The organism is uncultured Brachyspira sp. (assembly GCF_944393015.1).
GTDB lineage: Bacteria > Spirochaetota > Brachyspiria > Brachyspirales > Brachyspiraceae > Brachyspira.
The window spans coordinates 136,356-156,212 of the sequence record NZ_CALXYQ010000002.1 but is presented as its reverse complement, the minus strand read 5'-3'; the positions used below and the strand labels follow the sequence as shown (position 1 = coordinate 156,212).

At 25.9% G+C, this 19,857-nt stretch carries 16 protein-coding genes; 9 read left to right on the top strand and 7 right to left on the bottom strand.

Annotated features, from left to right (window positions below):
• Nucleotides 1-26: 26 nt before the first annotated feature.
• The 4 genes from Q0K19_RS01615 (at nt 27) to Q0K19_RS01600 (ending at nt 4,855) form a co-directional block, all read left to right on the top strand.
• Entirely contained in the window at nt 27-1,184 is a 1,158-nt protein-coding gene (locus Q0K19_RS01615; protein WP_297244891.1) for a cyclic nucleotide-binding domain-containing protein, read from the top strand.
• A gap of 68 nt (nt 1,185-1,252) precedes the next feature.
• Nucleotides 1,253-2,407: a cyclic nucleotide-binding domain-containing protein gene (locus tag Q0K19_RS01610; RefSeq protein WP_297244890.1), complete on the top strand. Its 1,155-nt coding sequence runs from the start codon at nt 1,253-1,255 to the stop codon at nt 2,405-2,407.
• Nucleotides 2,408-2,444: 37 nt separating this feature from the next.
• On the top strand, nt 2,445-3,602 hold the full coding sequence (locus Q0K19_RS01605) for a cyclic nucleotide-binding domain-containing protein (protein WP_297244889.1): 1,158 nt from the start codon (nt 2,445-2,447) through the stop codon (nt 3,600-3,602).
• A 50-nt stretch (nt 3,603-3,652) separates the two neighbouring features.
• Complete coding sequence (locus tag Q0K19_RS01600) at nt 3,653-4,855, top strand: cyclic nucleotide-binding domain-containing protein (protein WP_297244888.1); 1,203 nt, start codon at nt 3,653-3,655, stop codon at nt 4,853-4,855.
• Here the strand turns inward: Q0K19_RS01600 and Q0K19_RS01595 are convergent.
• On the bottom strand, nt 4,852-5,574 hold the full coding sequence (locus Q0K19_RS01595) for a TlyA family RNA methyltransferase (protein ID WP_297244887.1): 723 nt from the start codon (nt 5,572-5,574) through the stop codon (nt 4,852-4,854). The genes Q0K19_RS01600 and Q0K19_RS01595 overlap by 4 nt on opposite strands.
• Nucleotides 5,575-5,585: 11 nt before the next feature.
• Nucleotides 5,586-7,097, bottom strand: a complete 1,512-nt coding sequence (locus Q0K19_RS01590; protein WP_297244886.1) for a DUF4836 domain-containing protein — start codon at nt 7,095-7,097, stop codon at nt 5,586-5,588.
• Nucleotides 7,098-7,294: 197 nt separating this feature from the next.
• On the opposite strand from Q0K19_RS01590, the gene Q0K19_RS01585 reads away from it, so the two are divergent.
• Nucleotides 7,295-9,592, top strand: a complete 2,298-nt coding sequence (locus Q0K19_RS01585) for a DUF3536 domain-containing protein (protein WP_297244885.1) — start codon at nt 7,295-7,297, stop codon at nt 9,590-9,592.
• A 71-nt stretch (nt 9,593-9,663) separates the two neighbouring features.
• Here Q0K19_RS01585 and Q0K19_RS01580 read toward each other — a convergent pair whose 3' ends face one another.
• The 5 genes from Q0K19_RS01580 to Q0K19_RS01560 form a co-directional block, all read right to left on the bottom strand.
• Nucleotides 9,664-10,170: a hypothetical protein gene (locus Q0K19_RS01580; protein ID WP_297244884.1), complete on the bottom strand. Its 507-nt coding sequence runs from the start codon at nt 10,168-10,170 to the stop codon at nt 9,664-9,666.
• Between the two features lie 8 nt (nt 10,171-10,178).
• The gene (locus tag Q0K19_RS01575; protein WP_297244883.1) at nt 10,179-10,604 is read right to left on the bottom strand and encodes a SoxR reducing system RseC family protein; all 426 of its coding nucleotides are present in this window, start codon (nt 10,602-10,604) and stop codon (nt 10,179-10,181) included.
• A 16-nt stretch (nt 10,605-10,620) separates the two neighbouring features.
• Nucleotides 10,621-11,202 (bottom strand): RlmE family RNA methyltransferase, encoded by a 582-nt coding sequence (locus Q0K19_RS01570; RefSeq protein WP_297244882.1) that lies wholly within the window; start codon nt 11,200-11,202, stop codon nt 10,621-10,623.
• Nucleotides 11,203-11,356: 154 nt separating this feature from the next.
• Nucleotides 11,357-12,760, bottom strand: a complete 1,404-nt coding sequence (locus Q0K19_RS01565; RefSeq protein ID WP_297244881.1) for a tetratricopeptide repeat protein — start codon at nt 12,758-12,760, stop codon at nt 11,357-11,359.
• Nucleotides 12,761-12,858: 98 nt separating this feature from the next.
• Complete coding sequence (locus Q0K19_RS01560) at nt 12,859-15,495, bottom strand: calcium-translocating P-type ATPase, PMCA-type (protein ID WP_297244880.1); 2,637 nt, start codon at nt 15,493-15,495, stop codon at nt 12,859-12,861.
• A 557-nt stretch (nt 15,496-16,052) separates the two neighbouring features.
• Here Q0K19_RS01560 and Q0K19_RS01555 point away from each other — a divergent pair.
• The 4 genes from Q0K19_RS01555 to Q0K19_RS01540 all read left to right on the top strand — a co-directional run bounded on the left by Q0K19_RS01555 (nt 16,053) and on the right by Q0K19_RS01540 (nt 19,537).
• The gene (locus tag Q0K19_RS01555; protein WP_297244879.1) at nt 16,053-17,138 is read left to right on the top strand and encodes a hypothetical protein; all 1,086 of its coding nucleotides are present in this window, start codon (nt 16,053-16,055) and stop codon (nt 17,136-17,138) included.
• A gap of 77 nt (nt 17,139-17,215) precedes the next feature.
• Nucleotides 17,216-18,208: a hypothetical protein gene (locus tag Q0K19_RS01550; RefSeq protein WP_297244878.1), complete on the top strand. Its 993-nt coding sequence runs from the start codon at nt 17,216-17,218 to the stop codon at nt 18,206-18,208.
• 292 nt (nt 18,209-18,500) lie between these two features.
• Nucleotides 18,501-18,725 carry a hypothetical protein gene (locus tag Q0K19_RS01545; RefSeq protein ID WP_297244877.1) on the top strand — a complete coding sequence of 75 codons (225 nt, stop codon included), beginning with the start codon at nt 18,501-18,503 and terminating at the stop codon, nt 18,723-18,725.
• Nucleotides 18,726-18,727: 2 nt separating this feature from the next.
• Complete coding sequence (locus Q0K19_RS01540; protein WP_297244876.1) at nt 18,728-19,537, top strand: pyridoxamine kinase; 810 nt, start codon at nt 18,728-18,730, stop codon at nt 19,535-19,537.
• Nucleotides 19,538-19,857: the final 320 nt, after the last annotated feature.

Genomic DNA, 19,857 nt, shown 5'->3' with positions numbered 1-19,857 from the left:
AAACTATTAAGATAAGTAATACTACTATGGAACAGCAATATAATAAACTAACAATAAAAAAATCAACAATAATTTTTAAATATAAAGAACCAGCCAAGGATTATTTTTGTATAATACTCAAAGGTAAAGTTACTGCATATAATGTATTTTATCAAAATTATGACATACATTATAAAGAAGGAGATATTATAGGGCTAATATCATCGATAATCAATGAACCTTATTACTCTACAATAGAAAGTAATGAGGACACAGAAGTATTAAAAATATATGTACAAGATTTATCAAAAATAGATAATTACAAACTTATAGATAAAATATCAAATTATTTATCTTCAATATTTGAAACTTGGCTAAGTAAATACTATTCATTAATCACAAACAATAAAGTCAATTTATATAATAAAGAAGATATAGTAACAATGGCAAATATTTATAAAAATAGAGGCTTTACAGATGCAAGCTATAAAATATGTAAAGGATGTATAAAATTATTTAAAGATGATATTCATATAAATGAAGCCAAGAAACTAATCATAAATACAAGACCAACAGAAAAACCAACACGTGTAGAAGAAAATGTTTACAGTATAAAAAAAGGATATTGTTTATATACAGAAATAGAACCTAGCAGCTACACATATATAATAAGATCAGGAAAAGTAGGTATTTATAGCATAATAGACTCTAAAGCAGTAGTGAGATCAATTTACTCATCTAATTATATCATAAATTATTATAAACCTGTTTTGGACTATAAACCTCTTTTTACAACTGCCATAGTGTTGGAAAATTCTGTAATAGAAATTATAGAAAAAGATTTGATGGAAAATATTATAAATAGAGATAATAAATTTATTAATAATTATATAAAAGCTACAGCAGCAAAAATTAATAATATAATATTAAAAATTAAAGCATTATCTGCAAAAGAATTAAATGAAAAATTAATAATACTAATATATTCATTTATCAAAATGGATACTCTATTTGAAAAAAATAAAAATGTACGATTATACTATTCTATAGACGATATAAAAAATATTTTAAATGTAGATACGCCAAATAGTGAAATATTTCAACTTTTAGAACAAATGAAACATATTAGAATAGATAAATCAGAAAATATTACAATAAATAATTATGAAAATTTCTTCAAAGAATATAAAAATTACATAGTATGACCATTTTTTAGTTTGACATAATTATATTATATAGTATAATGCAGGTATTAATAGTGTTAGATTAGTGTATGTCAGTTAATATCACAGAAAGATTTGATAAGTCCTCAATATTATTTAATAATGGAGAATCTCCAAAAGATTACTTCTATATAATAACTAAAGGCAGAGCTGTATCATATAATAGTTTTTATGAAAATTATAAAATATCTCTTAAAGAAGGCAGCATCATAGGTTTAATATCCGCTATAATAAAAGAGCCTTACTATGTAACTACTGAAGTTTTAGATGATATAGAAGTATTAAAAATCAATATAAACAATATTGTTCAGATTAAAAATAAAGAATTGGTTAAAAGAGTATCTGACTATCTATCCTATATACTTGAGACTTGGCTCAGTAAATATTATAGCTTAGTCATAAAAAATAAGGTAGATTTATATAATAAAGAAGATATATTAATTATGGCCAGCATATATAAAAATAATAATTTCATAGATGCCAGTTATAAAATATGTACTCAATATATAGAATTATGTAAAAATGAATGCAATACAGAAAAAGTAGAGCAATTTTTAAAATATCTTAAGCCCAAAAAAGAACCAGAACTTATAGAAAAAAATACATATAAAGTAAAAAAAGGATATTGTTTATATACCGAAATATATTCCAGCAATCATGTATATATAATAAAATCAGGAAGAGTAGGAATATATAACATCATTAATCAAAAACAAACCGTAAGACTAATATATCCGGAAGGCTATATAATAAACGGATATCCCCCATCTTTAGAATATAAACCTTTGCAGACAACTGCTATTGCTATTGAAGATTCAGTAATAGAAATATTGAAAAAAGAAGAACTTATTAGTGCAGCAAATAAAAATGAAGAAATGAGAATTGCTTTAATATTAGTAACTGCTGTAAAAGTGAATAATGTAACATTAAAAATTAAAGCTGTAAAAGAAAAAGAACTAAAAAATAAATTGATTATCATATTATATTCTATCATAAAAATAGAAACTTTATTTAAAAAAGATGAAACAATAAAATTGCCGTATAAAATAAAAGATATTATAGATATGATAGATTTGGATAATGATGTAAAAGAAATATATGCTGAATTTGAAAACATAAAATATGTAGAATTAGACACATTTAAAAATATTATAGTTAATAATACTGAATATTTTCTAGAAGAATACGAAAATTATACAAGATAATTATTACAATATAATAAAAAATTAGTTTTATAATAATATGAATAATTACAACACTATTAAATTCCAAAAATCATCTTTTATATATGAGGAAGGCAATTTTCCAAAGGATTCATTTTATATAATAACAAAAGGCAAAGCTAGATGTTATGCAATAAATTCTAGTAATCATGATAAAGATTATAATGTTGGACATATTATAGGGCTAGTTAATCTGGCAGCATCCGAACCATATTCTGTTACTATGGAAGCTGTAGAAGATGTTGAGGTTTTGGAATTAACTCTATCTGATATAAGCAATATTACAAATAATGATCTAATAAAAACAATATATAATTATCTTAATACTACATTAGAAACATGGCTATCCCGCTATTATATAATTTTAGTAAAAAATAAAGTTGATTTGTATTATAAAGAAAATATTTTTACAATGGCAGAAATATACCTAAAAAATGATCTTCCTGATGTTGCCCATAAATTATATGAAAACTATATAGAAACATCAGAAGATAAAAATGATATAGAATATGCTAAAAAAGAACTATTAAAACTTCCTCCTGCTAATAATCCAAGCACATTTACTTCAAATATATTATTGTATAAAAAAGGATGCTGTTTATATACAGAATTCAAAGCAAGTAATCATTTATATATAATATTATCCGGAAGAGTTGGAATATACAATATTATAAATGGAAAGCTGCTTCTAAAAGATATATACAAAAAAAATTATGTTCTTGATGGATATGAACCAAAATTAGAATATAAACCTTTATTAACTTCAGCTGTGGCTTTGGAAACTTCTTATATAAAAGTGGTAACTAAAGAAGAATTTATAGAAATGATATTAAAAGATAAGCATCTTAGAAGTTATCATATAAAAATGATGTCAATAAAAGTAATAAATATATTATCCAAAATAAAAGCATTAGAAGAAACAAACACTCTTTCAAAATTATTTATAATAATCTCTGCACTATTAAAAACAGAAACTTTATTTGAGGAAATAAACACAACTGTATTAACTTATACTATTTATGATATAGAAAACTCTGTAAAATTAAACATAAATGATATTCTTAATAATTTAAAAAAAATCAAATCATTAGAAATAATGAATGATAAATATATAAGAATAACAAATATTAATGACTTTTTTAAAGAATATCATGAATATCAAAAAAATACTTATTGACATCCCCCATAAATGTATTAAAATATTTACAAACAATATGGGGATTATTTATGTTAAATTACAACACTATCAATTTTAATAAATCTGCAACAATATTTATTGAAGGTCAGGAACCTAAATACACATTTTATATTATAAAAAAAGGAAGAGTAGTAGTATATAGCTATTTCGCTGACAATTATGCTGTAGAATATAAAGAAGGTGAAATTATAGGATTATTCAATGCCGTTTTAAATGAGCCTTATTTTTCTACAGTAAAAGCATTGGAAGATACAGAAGTGATAGAAATGAATATCAATGAAATAGAAAAAATAGATACTATAAGCCTTATAAATAAAATATATGATTATCTTATGATTAATATAGAAAGATGGCTTAACAGATATTATTACTTTTTGCATAAAGAAAACAATCCATATTATAGCAGACATGGCAAATCTAAAAATCTTGATATTATGGAAATGTGCAAAATATATCTAAATAATGGTTTTACTGACGCTGCTTATAAATTATATAAAAAGTATATAGAGCTTAATCCTAATGATGAGGAAAGAAAAGAAGAGCTTAATAATTTATACAAAAATCTCAAACCAATAGAAGAACCTGAAAATATAGAAGCAAACATATATAAATATAAAAAAGGCTACTGTTTATATACTGAACTCAAAAGTAAAGATAATCTATACATAATAAAATACGGAAAAGTCGGAGTATATAATATATTTGATTCCAAACAAGTAACTAGAAGAGTATTAGCTACCGATGATGTACTTAATGGGTATGCTCCTATTTCAAAAAATAATAAATATCTTTCAACTACAGCTATAGTTTTGGAAGATTCTATTATACAATTAATAAAAAAAGAAGATGCTATGAATTTAGTGCAGTCTGACAGAACTCTTAGATTATACTTTGTAAAAATGATGAGTATGAGAGTATACAGCACAATTTCAAGAATAAGATCTTTTAATGCAAATAAAATAGTAAGTAAATTTGTAATAATAATAGAAGCATTAATAAAAACAGAACTGCTATTTAAAAGCATAAATAAAATAAAATTTCAATATAATATAAATGATATTTGTTCTATGATAGGAATTGAATATAAAGAAAGTATAGACAATGAAATATTAAAAATCAAATCATTAGATATATCAGATGAAGGATATTTAATGGTTAATGATGTAGAAAGTTTCTATAAAGAATATGAAATATATAAACAGAGAAATACTCATAAAATAGAGACTGATTAAATAACAAAATGAGCTAAATATTCTATATTGCCTTTAGCCCCTTTTATAGGCGAAACTGTTCTGTTTACTTCTTTAAACCCTATTTCTACTATTCTTGAAATAGCATTGTTTAATATTTTTTCTCTAAGTGTATCATCTCTTATTATACCGCCTTTGGATACATCTCCCCTTTCAGCTTCAAATTGAGGTTTTATTAAAGTTACCCAAAATTCTAAGTCATTTAATTCTTTGAATATAATAGGAGCTATTTTTGATATTGATATAAAAGAAACATCGCTTACAACTATAGATGGAATCTCATCATTAAACATTTCTCTTTTTATATCTTTGGCATTGAAATCTTCTATAGATACTACCCTATCATCATTACGAAGTTTATAAACTAGCTGATTATGTCCTACATCAAGAGCATAAACTTTTTTAGCACCATATTTAAGCAGACAATCTGTAAAGCCTCCTGTAGAAGCTCCAATATCTAAACATATTTTATTTTCTACAGATATACCAAACTCTAAAAATGCTTTTTCTAACTTCTCTCCAGCCCTTGATACATATTTTATATTCTGAACAACTTCTATGTTGTCAGTATCTTTTATCTTATAAGCCTTAGAAGTTACCTTTACTCCATTAACAAAAACACAACCGGCTAGTATTATATCTTGTGCTTTAGCTCTGCTCTCTGTATAGCCTTCGCCATGCACATATTCATCTAATCTCATTTATACAAGTATTATAATCCAAGAAAAGATTTTATTATAGAAAGAGAATTCTTTTCTTTATCTCTTGTATTTACTTTCAAAAGCATTTGAGTATGATTGCTTTCTAATATATTTGAAGTTAGATAAACTGATTCAAAAGTTTCAGTATATTCATCACCTATACCATATAATGATAAATTAGGATTAAACTCTAAATATAAAGCCATAGTATTATTTTTAGCTATTTCAACTTTATCAGCAGATAATGCTGTAGCTGGTTTTTCACCATTAATTATTGAATCTATAACATTAGAATTATCAGAAATATATAATATAGAATCTTTTATATAGCATAAATTACCGCCAAGTGTATAAACATCATCAGTAACATCTTCAGCAAATGCCTGTAATATTACTTTAACAGTATCAGTATCAGTTATAGAAGCAGAAATTAGTAAAGCAGGTGATTCATCAGTATCAGCATTAGGATCATCCCAAACAGATACAAATATGTCTCCGCCAAAAAGTTCTATAAATTTAGAAGCATCTATTCCATTTTCTTCAAGAGCTTTTAATTCTTCTTTAAATGGAAGATTCTTCATATCTCCCATAATATTTTTAAGATATCCAGCTAATTCTTTACTATTAAATGCTAATGATAAGAAGCCGTAATTATTTTCACCATTAACAAATGAATATATGTTATCAGCTAATTCTTTTTTTAATAATAAACTATCATAAGGATAATTAGGAGTATAGCTGTCAAGAAGTACTTGAGCATCTCCATTATTGAAATTTATTTTTGTAGTAATGATAGCATCTTTATATGCTTCTTTAGGTATTCCTTCATAGCTTCTGCCGAATAAAAATTTTGCGAAATCAGAATTCTCATCAGCTAATACAGATAAATTAGCCCAAACATAAGAATCATTAGTTTCATTTTCTAAAGCTAAAAACTTTTCATCTTCTAAAGGAGTATTATTAATAAATACATAATTAGCTATATTAGTAATATCTTCTTTATTTAATTCTTCATTATACCAATAATTATCTTTAAGTTTTAATGTAACAGAAAATATTTCTTTGTTCCATGAAATCAAATTGTATTCATCTAATGGTAAATATCTATAAGCTGCATTTTCAGCAACAGCAACTAATTTATCTTCCTGACTTGCCATTTTAATCATAAGCTTATCTAATTCTGTAATATCCTTAACATCAAACATCAATGTCATTTGCTGATAGCCATTGAAAAAAACTATTCTTGAAGTTTTAGAAAAATCTATATAATCATTTAATTTATTAGTCATAACTTCAGCAACAAAATCATCATCTCTATACTCTAAATATCTGTCAGCATATTGCTGCATAAAAAATCTATTAAAAATATCTTGTAAATTAATTTCTCCTTTTTCAGCCATTGTTCCGGCATTAATAGAAAAAACACTATCTACATTATTCGGTATATATTTTTTATCTACAGCATAAGTAAAAGTGCTTAATGTCAATAAAAATAATAAGATCAAGGATACTACTCTGTTCATTAACTATCTCCTTAAAATGAGTTACAAAAAAGAATATATTTTATATTATATTAGACTATAATTAAAAGTCAAGTATTTATTTACATACAATATTTTATATAGAAAAAATAATATGATTTCATGTAAAAAAATCTTGCAATAATACACAAAATACTTATAATCATAAAACATCTTACTTCATAATATTAGGATATAATATGAGATACTTGATACTCCACGGTCATTTCTATCAGCCCCCAAGAGAAAATCCATTTTTAGGCGAAATACAAAAGGAAGCAAGTGCCGCACCTGCACATGACTGGAATGAAAGAATAACGAATGAATGTTATAGTCCTAATGCATATTCAAGAATATTAGACGGATACGGAAGAATAAATGATATGTCTAATAATTATGAATATATGAGTTTTAATTTCGGCCCTACACTTCTTGATTATATAGCAAGAACTAGAGAAGATTTATTGAAAAGAATAATAGAAGCAGATAAAAAAAGTATAGAAAGAGTTGGATACGGAAATGCAATAGCTCAGGTTTACAATCATATAATACTTCCTCTTGCCAAAAAAGAAGATATGAGAGTGCAAATAAAATGGGGCTTATACAATTTTGAAAAATATTTCGGAAGAAAATCAAGCGGAATATGGCTTTCTGAAACAGCAATAAATTTAGATGTAGTTGATGCTTTATATGACTGCGGAGTTAAATTTACAATACTCTCTCCATATCAAGCACATTATGTAAAAAATATCACAACTACAGATGTTTCAGGAGCAAAAATAGATACTTCAAAACCTTATTGGCTTTACGGACATAATGGTAAAAGAGTTGCAGTATTTTTCTATGATGCTTATCTATCTCAGGCAATAGCTTTTGAACATTTGCTTACTTCATCTGATAAACTTGCAGAAAGAATAAGAAATGCTTATGGTGAAAGAAAACTAGTTAATATAGCTACTGACGGAGAAAGTTACGGACACCATGAACCTTTTGCTGATATGTGTTTGGCAAGATATTTCAAAGAGAATGTTCATTATGATAATATTACTCCAACTAATTATGAACATTATTTGAATATTCATCCGCCTACAGAAGAAGTTATACTTCATAGCGGAACAGGCGGAAGAGGAACTTCTTGGAGCTGTTCGCATGGTGTAGAAAGGTGGAGAAGCAACTGCGGATGCGGAGGCTGGGACGGATGCGATTTATCTTGGAGAGGTCCTTTGCGTGAAGCTTTCGATATATTAAGAAAGATGCAGGATAAATTATTTGCTACTTTCTTAGACTTTACTGATGAAACTAGAAACTCTTTAAGAGAAGAATATGTACGCGCTATATATAATGATTTAGATGCCAGAGATTTATACGAAATATGCAGTAAATATATATCATTTAAAGAATTTGTATTTTTAATGGAATCTTATAAATATTCATTGTTTTCATATACATCTTGCGGTTGGTTCTTTGAAGATGTATCAAGATTAGAGCCTATAAAAAACATGCAGTATGCAGAGCAGTCTTTCCATTATGCTAGATTATTAGTAAAAGATAAAAATGTTGACTTTGTTGATAAGGCTCAAGAAGAATTTTTAAAAACATTAGAAAAATCTATAAGCAATAAACCGGAACATCATAGTGCTAGATATTTCTATGAAAAAGAAGCAAAAGTTGATGTATTTGCTAAACTTTATGTTATCAACTATTTTATATTTAATCTCATAGCAAGCGAATACAGAGATGTAAATATAAATATTTTTAAACATGAAATAAAATCAACTAAAATAGAAAAAAATATTATAGAAGGTATATTAATAGATAATATAGCTGCTGATATATATTTCAGAGTTAATACATCAAGCGAAAATCATGAATTTAAAAATCAAATACAAATATCAGAAAATTATGATGAGTTAGATAAATGCACTGTTTATACAATGTATTTAAAAGATTTAAATTCAGATATAAGAGATAAATTAGCAGACAGCTTATTTGAAACTGACATAAAAAAACTAGATCATTTAATGCATGAAATATACCCTGAATATAGAAAACTTTTCACATACTTTAATTTAAATAGCATTACTCCTGATTATGACTATAGAAGAATAATGGGTGCTATGGCTTCACCTATACTTAGAGAAAAAATTTCTGAAAGAGGAAGAGATGCTTATGATGAAGTATCTGAAAATTTAAAAGATGCAAGAAATGCAGGAATATTTATATCAAACAGCGGAATATCAAGCTTAATAGGAGATAATATTAAAAATGCTTTGAATACATTATATGAAACAGGAAATACAGAAACAATATATGATGTACTTAAAGATGTTAAATTTTTATCAAATAATGATATGCCTATAGACAGAAATACATTTGAAAATATATTCTATAAAATAATACTCAAATATAAAAATGCTGATATAAAATTCAATGATAATGAAAAAGCATCATTCAAAGAATTAGGATATTGGCTTAATTTTAATATGGATAATATATAATAGTATTTATTATAAAATAAAAGCTGATAACTTTATTTATTAAGTTATCAGCTTTTTATATACATTATTTTTTAATTATTTGTATTTACTGCATTTACTTCATTAGTATTAATAGTATTATTAGTATTCATTTCATTAGTGTTTCTCATTATTAAACTGCCATTTAACAAACTTAATATCACTGTAAATGAATTGTTGGTATTGCATTCCACATTTATTCTTATAACTCTTCCGTTTTCAGACGAATTTTTTGCTAGCTCTATCTTTCCGTCAGGCTGTTTTCCAAAATAATGATTTGTTGTAATATAATATCCTTCATTTTTCCATAGATAATTTGCATACTTAACACTATAGCTAAGCACATCATCAACATCATAAAAATTTAATATCTTTATGTCGCCTTCCTCTATGTCATCTACTTTAGGATGTACTTTCAATCCTGTAACTTTATTAACAGATGATACAGCATCATTACCTATTGTATATAATTCCTCATAAGGTTTATCTTTAGAAATTAATAAATATGTTACGATTGATGCTGCAATGATAGTTATTATAGTTGGTATTATTTTTTTCATATAAAGCCTTATTTTTCATTAAAATTTTCTATAACTTGATTCTTACAAATTATATTCGCTATTATTTTATTATCTTTTTTTAATTTTCTTAATCCTAAAATAACATAGATAAAAAATACAATAAAAGCAAATATAGGTCCTAAATTATGATTTATATTTGATAATTTAGATATATATTCTCCAATGAAATATCCTGCTATAAGACAAATCAAAGGTATTACATAAACAAAAAAGTTAGTACCTCTTTTTAGTTCTTCTACTTCTATAACAACACTGTCTCCTTTACTAGCATTAATGTTATTGAATGCCCTAAGAACAACAGGTTTTCCAGAATTGCATATTGTACATCCGTCACAGCTTGCACTTCTTTGCAATTCAACTTTAGCTACATTATTATCATAAGTTTCTAATACTAAAGCAAATTCTCTTTTCATTATTACTCCCCTTATATTATCGTAACTTTTTAAAGTTTTTACAAAATAAAAATATTTCCCTGCTTTCATCTCTTGAACTTTTAGGTTTAAATACATTCACAGAATCAAAGTATTCAGATAATTCTTTTTTAAAGTCCTGCAAATCTTTACCGTCAAAAACTTTTATAAAAAAATGTCCGTTTTCTTTTAATACATCTTTAGCCAAATTAAATATAGCTCTGCATAAAGCAATAGAACGAAAATGATTAGTTTCTCTGTCTGATGTAGTATTCGGCATAGCATCGCTTACTACAACATCAAATAAAGTATTATTAAATGTTGTAATATCCATCTCCTTTATATCACCCAATATAAAAGTAAATCTCTGATGAGCAAATGAATTAGGAAGTATATCAACGCCTACAACTGAACCGCTTTTCAATATTTTATTAAGCATATACTGACTGAAAGATCCCGGAGAACATCCTACATCAAGAACAGTATCCGATGCCTTTATAAATTTAAATTTATTTTGAGCTTCTTCAAGTTTGAATACACTTCTAGCTTTATAATTTTCTTCTTTTGCCTTTTTAAAATAAAAATCTTGTACCTTTTTCATTTAGCCGCTAATTATCCCATAACAATTTTTTATATCATTTTGAATTAATTTTAAATAAAAATCAACCATTAAAATATAACATTTAAAATAAAAACAGCAATAGAATGAATATTATCATCTATCGCTGTTTATATCTATAACCAATTTATATTATTTATAATATCCAATTAAGTTTTTCTTCTGTTCTAGTTACTCCTACAGGTAAATTTGTAAGCTGTGCCTTATCAAGTAAGTTCTCTAATCTCTTTATTCCTACAATATCGATTCTTGACATAGCAGCGTATCTTATAGCATCAGGGCTAACCATAGCACAAGTTATAAGCATAGTATTAGCAATATTAGCATTCACTGCATAATCATATAAATGTACAAGCTCATCATTAAATATAGGACTATAAGAAGTTCTGAAATAAACTATCTTTTTAGGAGAATGAGGGCTATTAGTTTCTTTAGCAAAAACTATTAAATATTTTTTATCAGTTATCTTAGAAGAATACGGAATAAGCCCTATACTTGACACAACTTTTAAAGCCATATCAATAAAAGTATCTCCTTCCAATCTGAAAAACTTTTTAATATTTTCACTGTATCTAGAATCCTTATAATTGTTAAGTTTTTCATTAGCATCTTTATAATTAAGGTCTATAACTATTATACTTTCCAATATCTCCATAGATTTATTGATATTTCCTACTATATCATAACATTCTGAAAGAGTATAAAGTATAGCTAAATTTAATTCCTTATCATAACTATCATAACTTATAGCTTTTTCCAATGTTTTTATAGCAGATTCAATATTTTCTAATTTGATATAACAAAGCCCCATTTCATATAAAGATTTAACTGAATATTCCTTATCTTTATAAGAATTAGCATAATATCTTATAGCTGTTTTGTAATCTTCTCTGCCTCTATAGGCCCTTCCTAGATTATAATTCAGTAAAGAATCATCTGGAAACTTTTTATATATATTATTCATACTAGATATAGCATCATTAAAATTGCCCATATTAACAAAACAATAAGCTTTATATTTTAAAGCCTCAGAGTTATTAGGCTGTACATCTAATGCTTCATCAAAGTATTTTATAGCTGTTTCATATTGTCTATTTTCATAGTATATTATACCTATCTCTAAAGCAACTACAAGTTTATAATCATCTATCTTAAAAAGTGTAAGATACTGTGCTAATGCTTCGCCTTTTCTATCGATTTTATTTAAAGCTCTAGCTAATGCCAAAATAGTTTCAGGATTATTATAACCATCATCTATGGCATGTCTGTATTCTACTATAGCAAAAGAATACTCTTCCAAACTGGCATAACAATCACCTATCATGGCATGTATTTCTGCTCTTTTTGTACCAGGCTTATCCTTAGCTAAAATCTCTTTAAGTTTTAATAAGGCAACATCATGTTTTCCTTCACTAATAAGTTTATTAACCTTATCAATATCAGATATTTTATCTAATGATTTACCGAACAAAAATTTTTTTACTATAAGCAAAAGTGTAATGAATACACATACAAATACTATAATAGCAATATTATCCATATCTTATATCTACTCTATATTTTAAATTTATACTATATATAAATTCGGAATTATTATATATTATTTTAAAAAATAATTCCAATTTTATTATAAAAATTTTACCTCTTTATCAGTCTAACAAATATTTTAAAAATCTCAGCAGCTACAATCACAATAAATGAAACACCTACAATTTTTAACCAAGTATTTGCACTTAAAGGTACAGTATTGAAAAATCCGCCTGCATATTGAGTTGCTAATATCTGTAATATAAAAGTAGCTCCCATACTTAAAAGCATTAATTTATTATTCAAAAAGTATTTAAACACACTATCGAATCCTAATTCTCTGCTGTTGAAAGAATTAAATATTTGGAACATTACAAACATAGCAAATAATACTGTAGACTTTTCTGCATCGGCAACATTAAGTATATTTAATTTACTTTGAAGCATAAATAATACTATCATCACAGTGGCAGAGAATACTATTTTAAATATCATTTTTTTAGTTACAATGCTTGCATTTCTTTTAGTAGGCATTCTTTTCATCAAATTATCTCTAATAGGTTCAAGTCCCAAAGCAATAGCAGGAGGTCCGTCCATAATGATGTTTATCCATAATAACTGTATTGCAGAAAATGGAGATTTCAAACCTGTTAATGTAGAAATAAGAACAACTACAACAGAAGCCAAATTAACAGTAAGCTGGAACTGTATAAATCTTTGGAAGTTATCATATATTCCTCTGCCCCATTGAACAGCTTTTACTATAGTAGCAAATGAGTCATCAAGAAGAACTATATCGCTAGCCTCTTTTGATACTTCAGTTCCTGTTATACCCATAGCAACACCAACATCGGCATTCTTAATAGCAGGAGCATCATTAATACCATCGCCTGTAACAGCAACAACATTCCCCATTTCTTTTATGGCATTAACAACACGCATTTTTACTGTAGGAGTACTTCTAGCTATAACTGATATCTTACTTAAATTCTGTTTTAATGTGTTATCGTCCATAGCATCAATATCTTTTGCTTCAAGAACAATGCTATTTTCATTAAGTATCTTTAACTCTCTAGCTATTGCAGTAGCAGTAACTATATTATCACCTGTAAGCATTTTTATGTTTATTCCCGCACTTCTGCATTGATCAACAGCATCATAAACTTCTTTTCTTACTGGGTCTGATATAGCAACAAAGCCATCATATATCATATTGCTTTCAAGTTTTTCTCTGACATTTTCCACATTGTCATCAACAACTTTATGTGCAAATGCTATTACTCTTTTAGCTTCATTTTGGAATTGTTCTATAGCTTTTTCAATTCCTTTTTTTTCATCATCGCTGATACTGCACATAGCCATTATTTTTTCAGGGCTTCCTTTAGTAAATACTATAGTTTCATTTTCAACTTTAGCAACTGTAGTCATGTTTTTAGTATCTGATGAGAAAGGATATTCATATATAATTTTTGATTTCTCTCTTATTTCTTTATAATTAAATCCTGATTTACTAGCAGCAACAAGCAATGCACATTCTGTAGGGTTACCTAAAAACTTAGCAATACCGTCTTTATAATCAACATCAGCTGTAGAGTTTATAGCGAAGTTTTTTATAATCTTTTCATTCTTAATATTTTCAGGTTCTATATATTCACCATTAGCAAATAATTTATTTAATGTCATTTTATTTTCTGTAAGAGTACCAGTCTTATCTGAACAAATAACATTAACGCTTCCTATAGTTTCACAAGCTACCATCTTCTTTACTAATGCATTTTGTCTTGCCATTTTTATAATATTAATAGACAAAGAAACAGCAACTATAGTAGGAAGTCCTTCCGGAACTGAAGCTACAATCAATACTATACTTGTAATGAATGCCTCTGAAATAGTATCAAAACTAGCATTACCTGTTCTTATAAAATTAACAACCTGTACAATAAATACTATTACAGCAGCAGTTATACCGAACATAGCTATTCTTTTGCCTAACTGGGCAAGTTTTTCTTGTAAAGGTGTAGAAGTCTTTTTTGTTTTTGAAAGCTCTCTTGCTATTTTACCGAACTCTGTTGCATCTCCTACAGAAGTAACAATCATTTTACCATTACCTGTAGTAACAAATGATCCTGAATAAGCCATATTTATTCTTTCAGCTACAGGAGTTTTTGTATCGGATAATAATGCTTCTGCATCTTTTTCTACCGGTTCACTTTCACCTGTTAAAGCAGATTCATCAATATTTAAAGATACGCTTTCAAGAAGTCTTCCATCAGCTGGAAGTTTATTTCCTGTTTCTATAAAAGCGATATCACCTACAAGCAAATCTTTTTGATTTATTATTTCTATATTTCCATCTCTTATAACTTTTACTCTAATATCTTCATTAATGCTATTTAAAGCCTCGAATGCTTTTGCACTTTTACCTTCCATAACTATAGTAATAGTAATAGATAAACTTATAGCCAAAAATATACCTAAGCATTCTAAAAAATCAGCATGTCCTCCATTAAAATACGCCACAGTATTTACACCTATTGCTATAATACCTGCAAATATAAGCATAAGTATCATAGGTTCTTTCAATGATTCTAATATTTTCTGAATCAAAGTGGCGCCTTTTTCTTTTGTAAAACTGTTGGCTCCATATTTTTCCAAACTTTTCTTTCTGCCGTCTTCTGTTAAACCTACTTTAGGATCAACATTCAGGGTCTTTAGAATATCATCTTTACTTCCTAAAAAACTGTCCATAAAAAACTACCTCTCATTTAATTAATTATTTTTATAAAAAGAAAAAATGCATAAAAAAAGACTCATGCATAAATAAATCATTAAAGATATTAAATTAATCCTTAAAAATTTATTTATACTTGAGTCTCATTAATTAAGGCTTGCCAAACTCTACCATTTAAGAGCTGCGATGTTGACTTTGCCACGTAAAATACGCCAATTACTCCCTCATGAGTATTTGATTATGTATAAGAGTATTATAACAAATAAAAAAATAATGTCAATATATTGTAAAGAAAAAACATATTTTTTTAATATCTTTACATTACATACTAATTATAAAAAATAGATAAACTTAGCAATACACCTATTATAGTTCATAAAAAATAAATATTAAATATTGACTTTTAATATACTTATTATATTATTTTACATAGATTATAGTAAGGTAAATTATATATATGATAATATTGCTATACATCAATAATATTTATTTTCCTAAAAGATTCGTAAAAATAATATTTAAATACTATATAAATTCATTTTATATTTTCAATAATTTTTGTTAGGAGAAAATTATGCATAAACAAATTTTATTAACAATATTTATATCTTTATTGATATTAAGTTGTTCAGCTACAATAACCAATCCAAATCCTAAAAAAGAAATTGATATTGGAGACGGAAGTTTTATAAATCCAAATCAAAACCCTAATCCAAAGCCTGATGAAGTGATAATAACAGATCAAGCACAAATAGCAGAATATTTAAAAAAACATAATGGAGTTTATTATTCTACATATGCAGATAATAGTCTTGGTGTAAGATATATAATAGATGCAGATAAAATATATAATGGATATAGTACAGAAGTTATATCAACAATGAAAACTTTATTAGGAAATAAACTTCAAATATATATAGAAGGAAAAAAAAGCGGTTCAAGCGGTAATTTAGGATATGAGATGAATGATGAAATGTATACATTCAATTTTGGAAGTGACGGAAATATTTATCTTTTTGCTAATGCCATCTTTCTCAGAGAAAATTATCAAAAACCAACTATGGGATATGAAACAAAAATTGGAGAACCCATACAAGAATTGATAACTTATTCAGGAAACTATTATTATTATGATTATGATGACACTAAAAAATATTATATACTTATAGATCAAAGCGGACAAGTATATATAGATGAGAATTTAAAAATAAATTATTCAAAAACTGAATTAAGTAATAGTGTATTAATAATATCATATACAAAAACAGGCGGTACTTCAATAAAAGAAGAATTACATTTCTATGATAAAGAAGGAAATAAAGATTATAAATTAATATTTGGTAATACTTGGATTAATAACCAATTACAATACGAAACTTTAAAAAGATATGATTCATTTAGTACGTATGCTGGTATATATAAATCTTCAGATGGTATTACAACTTTAACTATTAAAGCTGAAAAAGTAGAACTAATTACAGATACTCTTGGAATATTTGATAGTTACACCCCAGTAATGATTGGAAATACTTTAACAATATATAAATATTCTTCAAGAGAAGGTACTAAAGTACATAAAATAGTATTTAGTGATGATAAAACGAAAGCAACATATACAAAACCAGATGGAACTACTGTAGAATTAAATAAGCAGCAATAAATATTGACTTTTTTATCTTACTAAACTATTATAAAATCGAATTATATTTATTTAATTTATATTAAATAGGAGAAAAAATGATTAAAAAAATTTTATTAATTGCTTCGATAATTATATTTGCTATAAGTTGTTCAAATAATAGTAATAATACAGAACAGGCAATAACAAACCCTGCCGAAATTTCTAATTTTTTAAAACAATATGATGGAAGATACTATCATGAACATGAATTCACAAATGGAAGTTATACTCATGTTGCTTTTAGAGTAGAAAATGGAAATATGTATATAGGTGAAGATAAAGAGCCAGTAAATGATTTATCTCTATTAAATAATTCATTAGAGATCAATGTAAATGGAAATACTCAATTAAGTAATACATATAATCAAATATATTCAATACTTGAAGTTAATTTTTTTGATGATCATATAAAATTCAGCGGTAAAAACATTTTTGATAAAGAAGATTTTAATATCCCAGATGAAGATTATATAGTAATAAAACAATTTAAAGATTTAGGAATATATGCTGGTAATTACTATATACCAACTCTTGATGATAAAGGTAATGTTAAAACAAAAAATTATACTATTTTGATAGATAAATCTGGAAATATATATGGTTATAAAGGAATGACAAATGTTGGAATGACTTTTACATTAGAAGGTAATGTTTTAAAATCAGAACATAATAACAATGGAGATAAAATTATAATGTCTTATAAATTAGAACAAGATAGGATAGTTTATCAAATAAATTTTATATATGGAAGCGAATACTCTTATGAATTAATGAAATCAGATTTATTCACTCCTTATATGGGAACATATTCTGCAGGCAATATTACTTTACAAGTAAATGAAAACAATGCTAGCATTAACACCGCTACAACAGGAAATTATTATTCTTCTATAATAAATGGAAATAATTTAGTTATATCAGAAATATTATTTGAAAATGATACTGATCCTATAGAAATAAAAGAGCATAAAATAACATTTAGTGATGATAAGACTAAAGCTACTTATACTAAACCAGATGGAACTACTGTAGAATTAATTAAGAAATAAAATAATTTCTTAATATTAAAATATAAACCTATTCGTATTAATTTATGAATAGGTTTTTTATTTTAAAAATAAATAAAATTAATAATATTTGAATTAAATATAATATATATTTTTTATCTATAATAGATAACATAAAAACCATATTACTGCAACATTAAATAGCTAATTTTATTACAAAACTAATAATAAGCATATTGAGAATTATTTTATGAACTAGCTTTTTTAGTAAAATTTATTTGAAAAAAAAACTATTATATGATATTATATAAAAATATATCATTTGGAGCAATAAATGAGAAGAGGTAAAAAGAATCCATTTCAAAAAGAAGTTGAAAGAAAATTCGGTACTAGCGGATTTGAACTTAATTCTTTTTTATCCGGCGGTAAAAAAATGAAAGTTACTAAGGAAGAAATTGAAGATAGATACGATATAACTCTTGATCAATTTGCATACTTTGCACAAATAGCCGGATATAAAGTTCTTGCCGATAGTAAAGCTCTTATTATATTTAAATGATTATGAACAATAATTTCAATGTACTGCTTCTAAATGATTTATGTTCTTATGGTAAAGCATCTTTAACAGTTAATATACCTGTATTATCGCATTTTGGTATAAAAGTTTCGCCTCTTGTTAGTGTTATACTTTCAAATCACACTGCTTTTGAATCTTTTTGTGCATTTGATTTGACAGAGCAATTAGAAAAAATTGTAGAAGAATTAAAAATAAGAAAACCTAATTTTGATGCTTTTTATGTAGGATGGATAGCTTCTGGTAAACAGCCTTCCATTGTTGTAGATATAATAAAGCACTTTAATATCGGTACAATTCTAATAGACCCTATACTTGGAGATAACGGAAAACTATACCCTTCTATGTCTGATAAACATGTTAATGCTATGAAAGAATTAATAAAATATGCCAATATAGCAACTCCTAATATAACAGAATTAGCTATACTATTAGGAAAAGATCCTTCTCTACAATACAATGAAGAAGAAGTTAAGGATATGGCTAGAGAGCTCTCTGAAATGGGACCTAAAACAGTAATAGTTACAAGCGTTTCAAAAGAAGAAAACATAGGATGCTTATGCTATAAAGATAACAATATAATAACAAGCTATTATCCTAAAATAAATATAAGCATACCTGGTACAGGAGATGCTTTTGGTTCTTCTTTGTTGGGATATATATTAAAAGGTGATAGTATAGAAACTGCTCTAAAAAAATCTACAAAATTTATATATGATTGTGTTGAAGCATCTATAAAAGACAATGACGATAGAGTTTATGGAATAGCCATAGAAAAAAGGCTTAATTTACTTTAAATATAAAGAATATACTATATAATCCCACCCTTTAGGTTTTCCACTTATACCTGTAGTTTATGCTTTATATTTCTTTTTAACTGTCGCTGTTATTTTAGCTACCCACCCAATGTTTTTTAAATTTATTGATATCATCACCGCACGGTGAATAAAATTATAAATATGAGCTAAGTAATAATTATAATATAAACTATAAATAAAAATTCATTCAACGTGCGTTACGCGTATAAAAAATATAATCGAAATTTGGGCGGGAATGCTTTTATAAATTAAGTAAAAAAATTAATGAAAACTTTTATTTTTGGTAACAAATAAAAAAG

Bases quoted from the DNA above. Each gene is read 5' to 3' on its own strand.
- Q0K19_RS01615 (WP_297244891.1), top strand. From the start codon at position 27: ATGGAACAGCAATATAATAAACTAACAATAAAAAAATCAACAATAATT.
- Q0K19_RS01610 (WP_297244890.1), top strand. From the start codon at position 1,253: ATGTCAGTTAATATCACAGAAAGATTTGATAAGTCCTCAATATTATTT.
- Q0K19_RS01605 (WP_297244889.1), top strand. From the start codon at position 2,445: ATGAATAATTACAACACTATTAAATTCCAAAAATCATCTTTTATATAT.
- Q0K19_RS01600 (WP_297244888.1), top strand. From the start codon at position 3,653: ATGTTAAATTACAACACTATCAATTTTAATAAATCTGCAACAATATTT.
- Q0K19_RS01595 (WP_297244887.1), bottom strand. From the start codon at position 5,574: ATGAGATTAGATGAATATGTGCATGGCGAAGGCTATACAGAGAGCAGA.
- Q0K19_RS01590 (WP_297244886.1), bottom strand. From the start codon at position 7,097: ATGAACAGAGTAGTATCCTTGATCTTATTATTTTTATTGACATTAAGC.
- Q0K19_RS01585 (WP_297244885.1), top strand. From the start codon at position 7,295: ATGAGATACTTGATACTCCACGGTCATTTCTATCAGCCCCCAAGAGAA.
- Q0K19_RS01580 (WP_297244884.1), bottom strand. From the start codon at position 10,170: ATGAAAAAAATAATACCAACTATAATAACTATCATTGCAGCATCAATC.
- Q0K19_RS01575 (WP_297244883.1), bottom strand. From the start codon at position 10,604: ATGAAAAGAGAATTTGCTTTAGTATTAGAAACTTATGATAATAATGTA.
- Q0K19_RS01570 (WP_297244882.1), bottom strand. From the start codon at position 11,202: ATGAAAAAGGTACAAGATTTTTATTTTAAAAAGGCAAAAGAAGAAAAT.
- Q0K19_RS01565 (WP_297244881.1), bottom strand. From the start codon at position 12,760: ATGGATAATATTGCTATTATAGTATTTGTATGTGTATTCATTACACTT.
- Q0K19_RS01560 (WP_297244880.1), bottom strand. From the start codon at position 15,495: ATGGACAGTTTTTTAGGAAGTAAAGATGATATTCTAAAGACCCTGAAT.
- Q0K19_RS01555 (WP_297244879.1), top strand. From the start codon at position 16,053: ATGCATAAACAAATTTTATTAACAATATTTATATCTTTATTGATATTA.
- Q0K19_RS01550 (WP_297244878.1), top strand. From the start codon at position 17,216: ATGATTAAAAAAATTTTATTAATTGCTTCGATAATTATATTTGCTATA.
- Q0K19_RS01545 (WP_297244877.1), top strand. From the start codon at position 18,501: ATGAGAAGAGGTAAAAAGAATCCATTTCAAAAAGAAGTTGAAAGAAAA.
- Q0K19_RS01540 (WP_297244876.1), top strand. From the start codon at position 18,728: ATGAACAATAATTTCAATGTACTGCTTCTAAATGATTTATGTTCTTAT.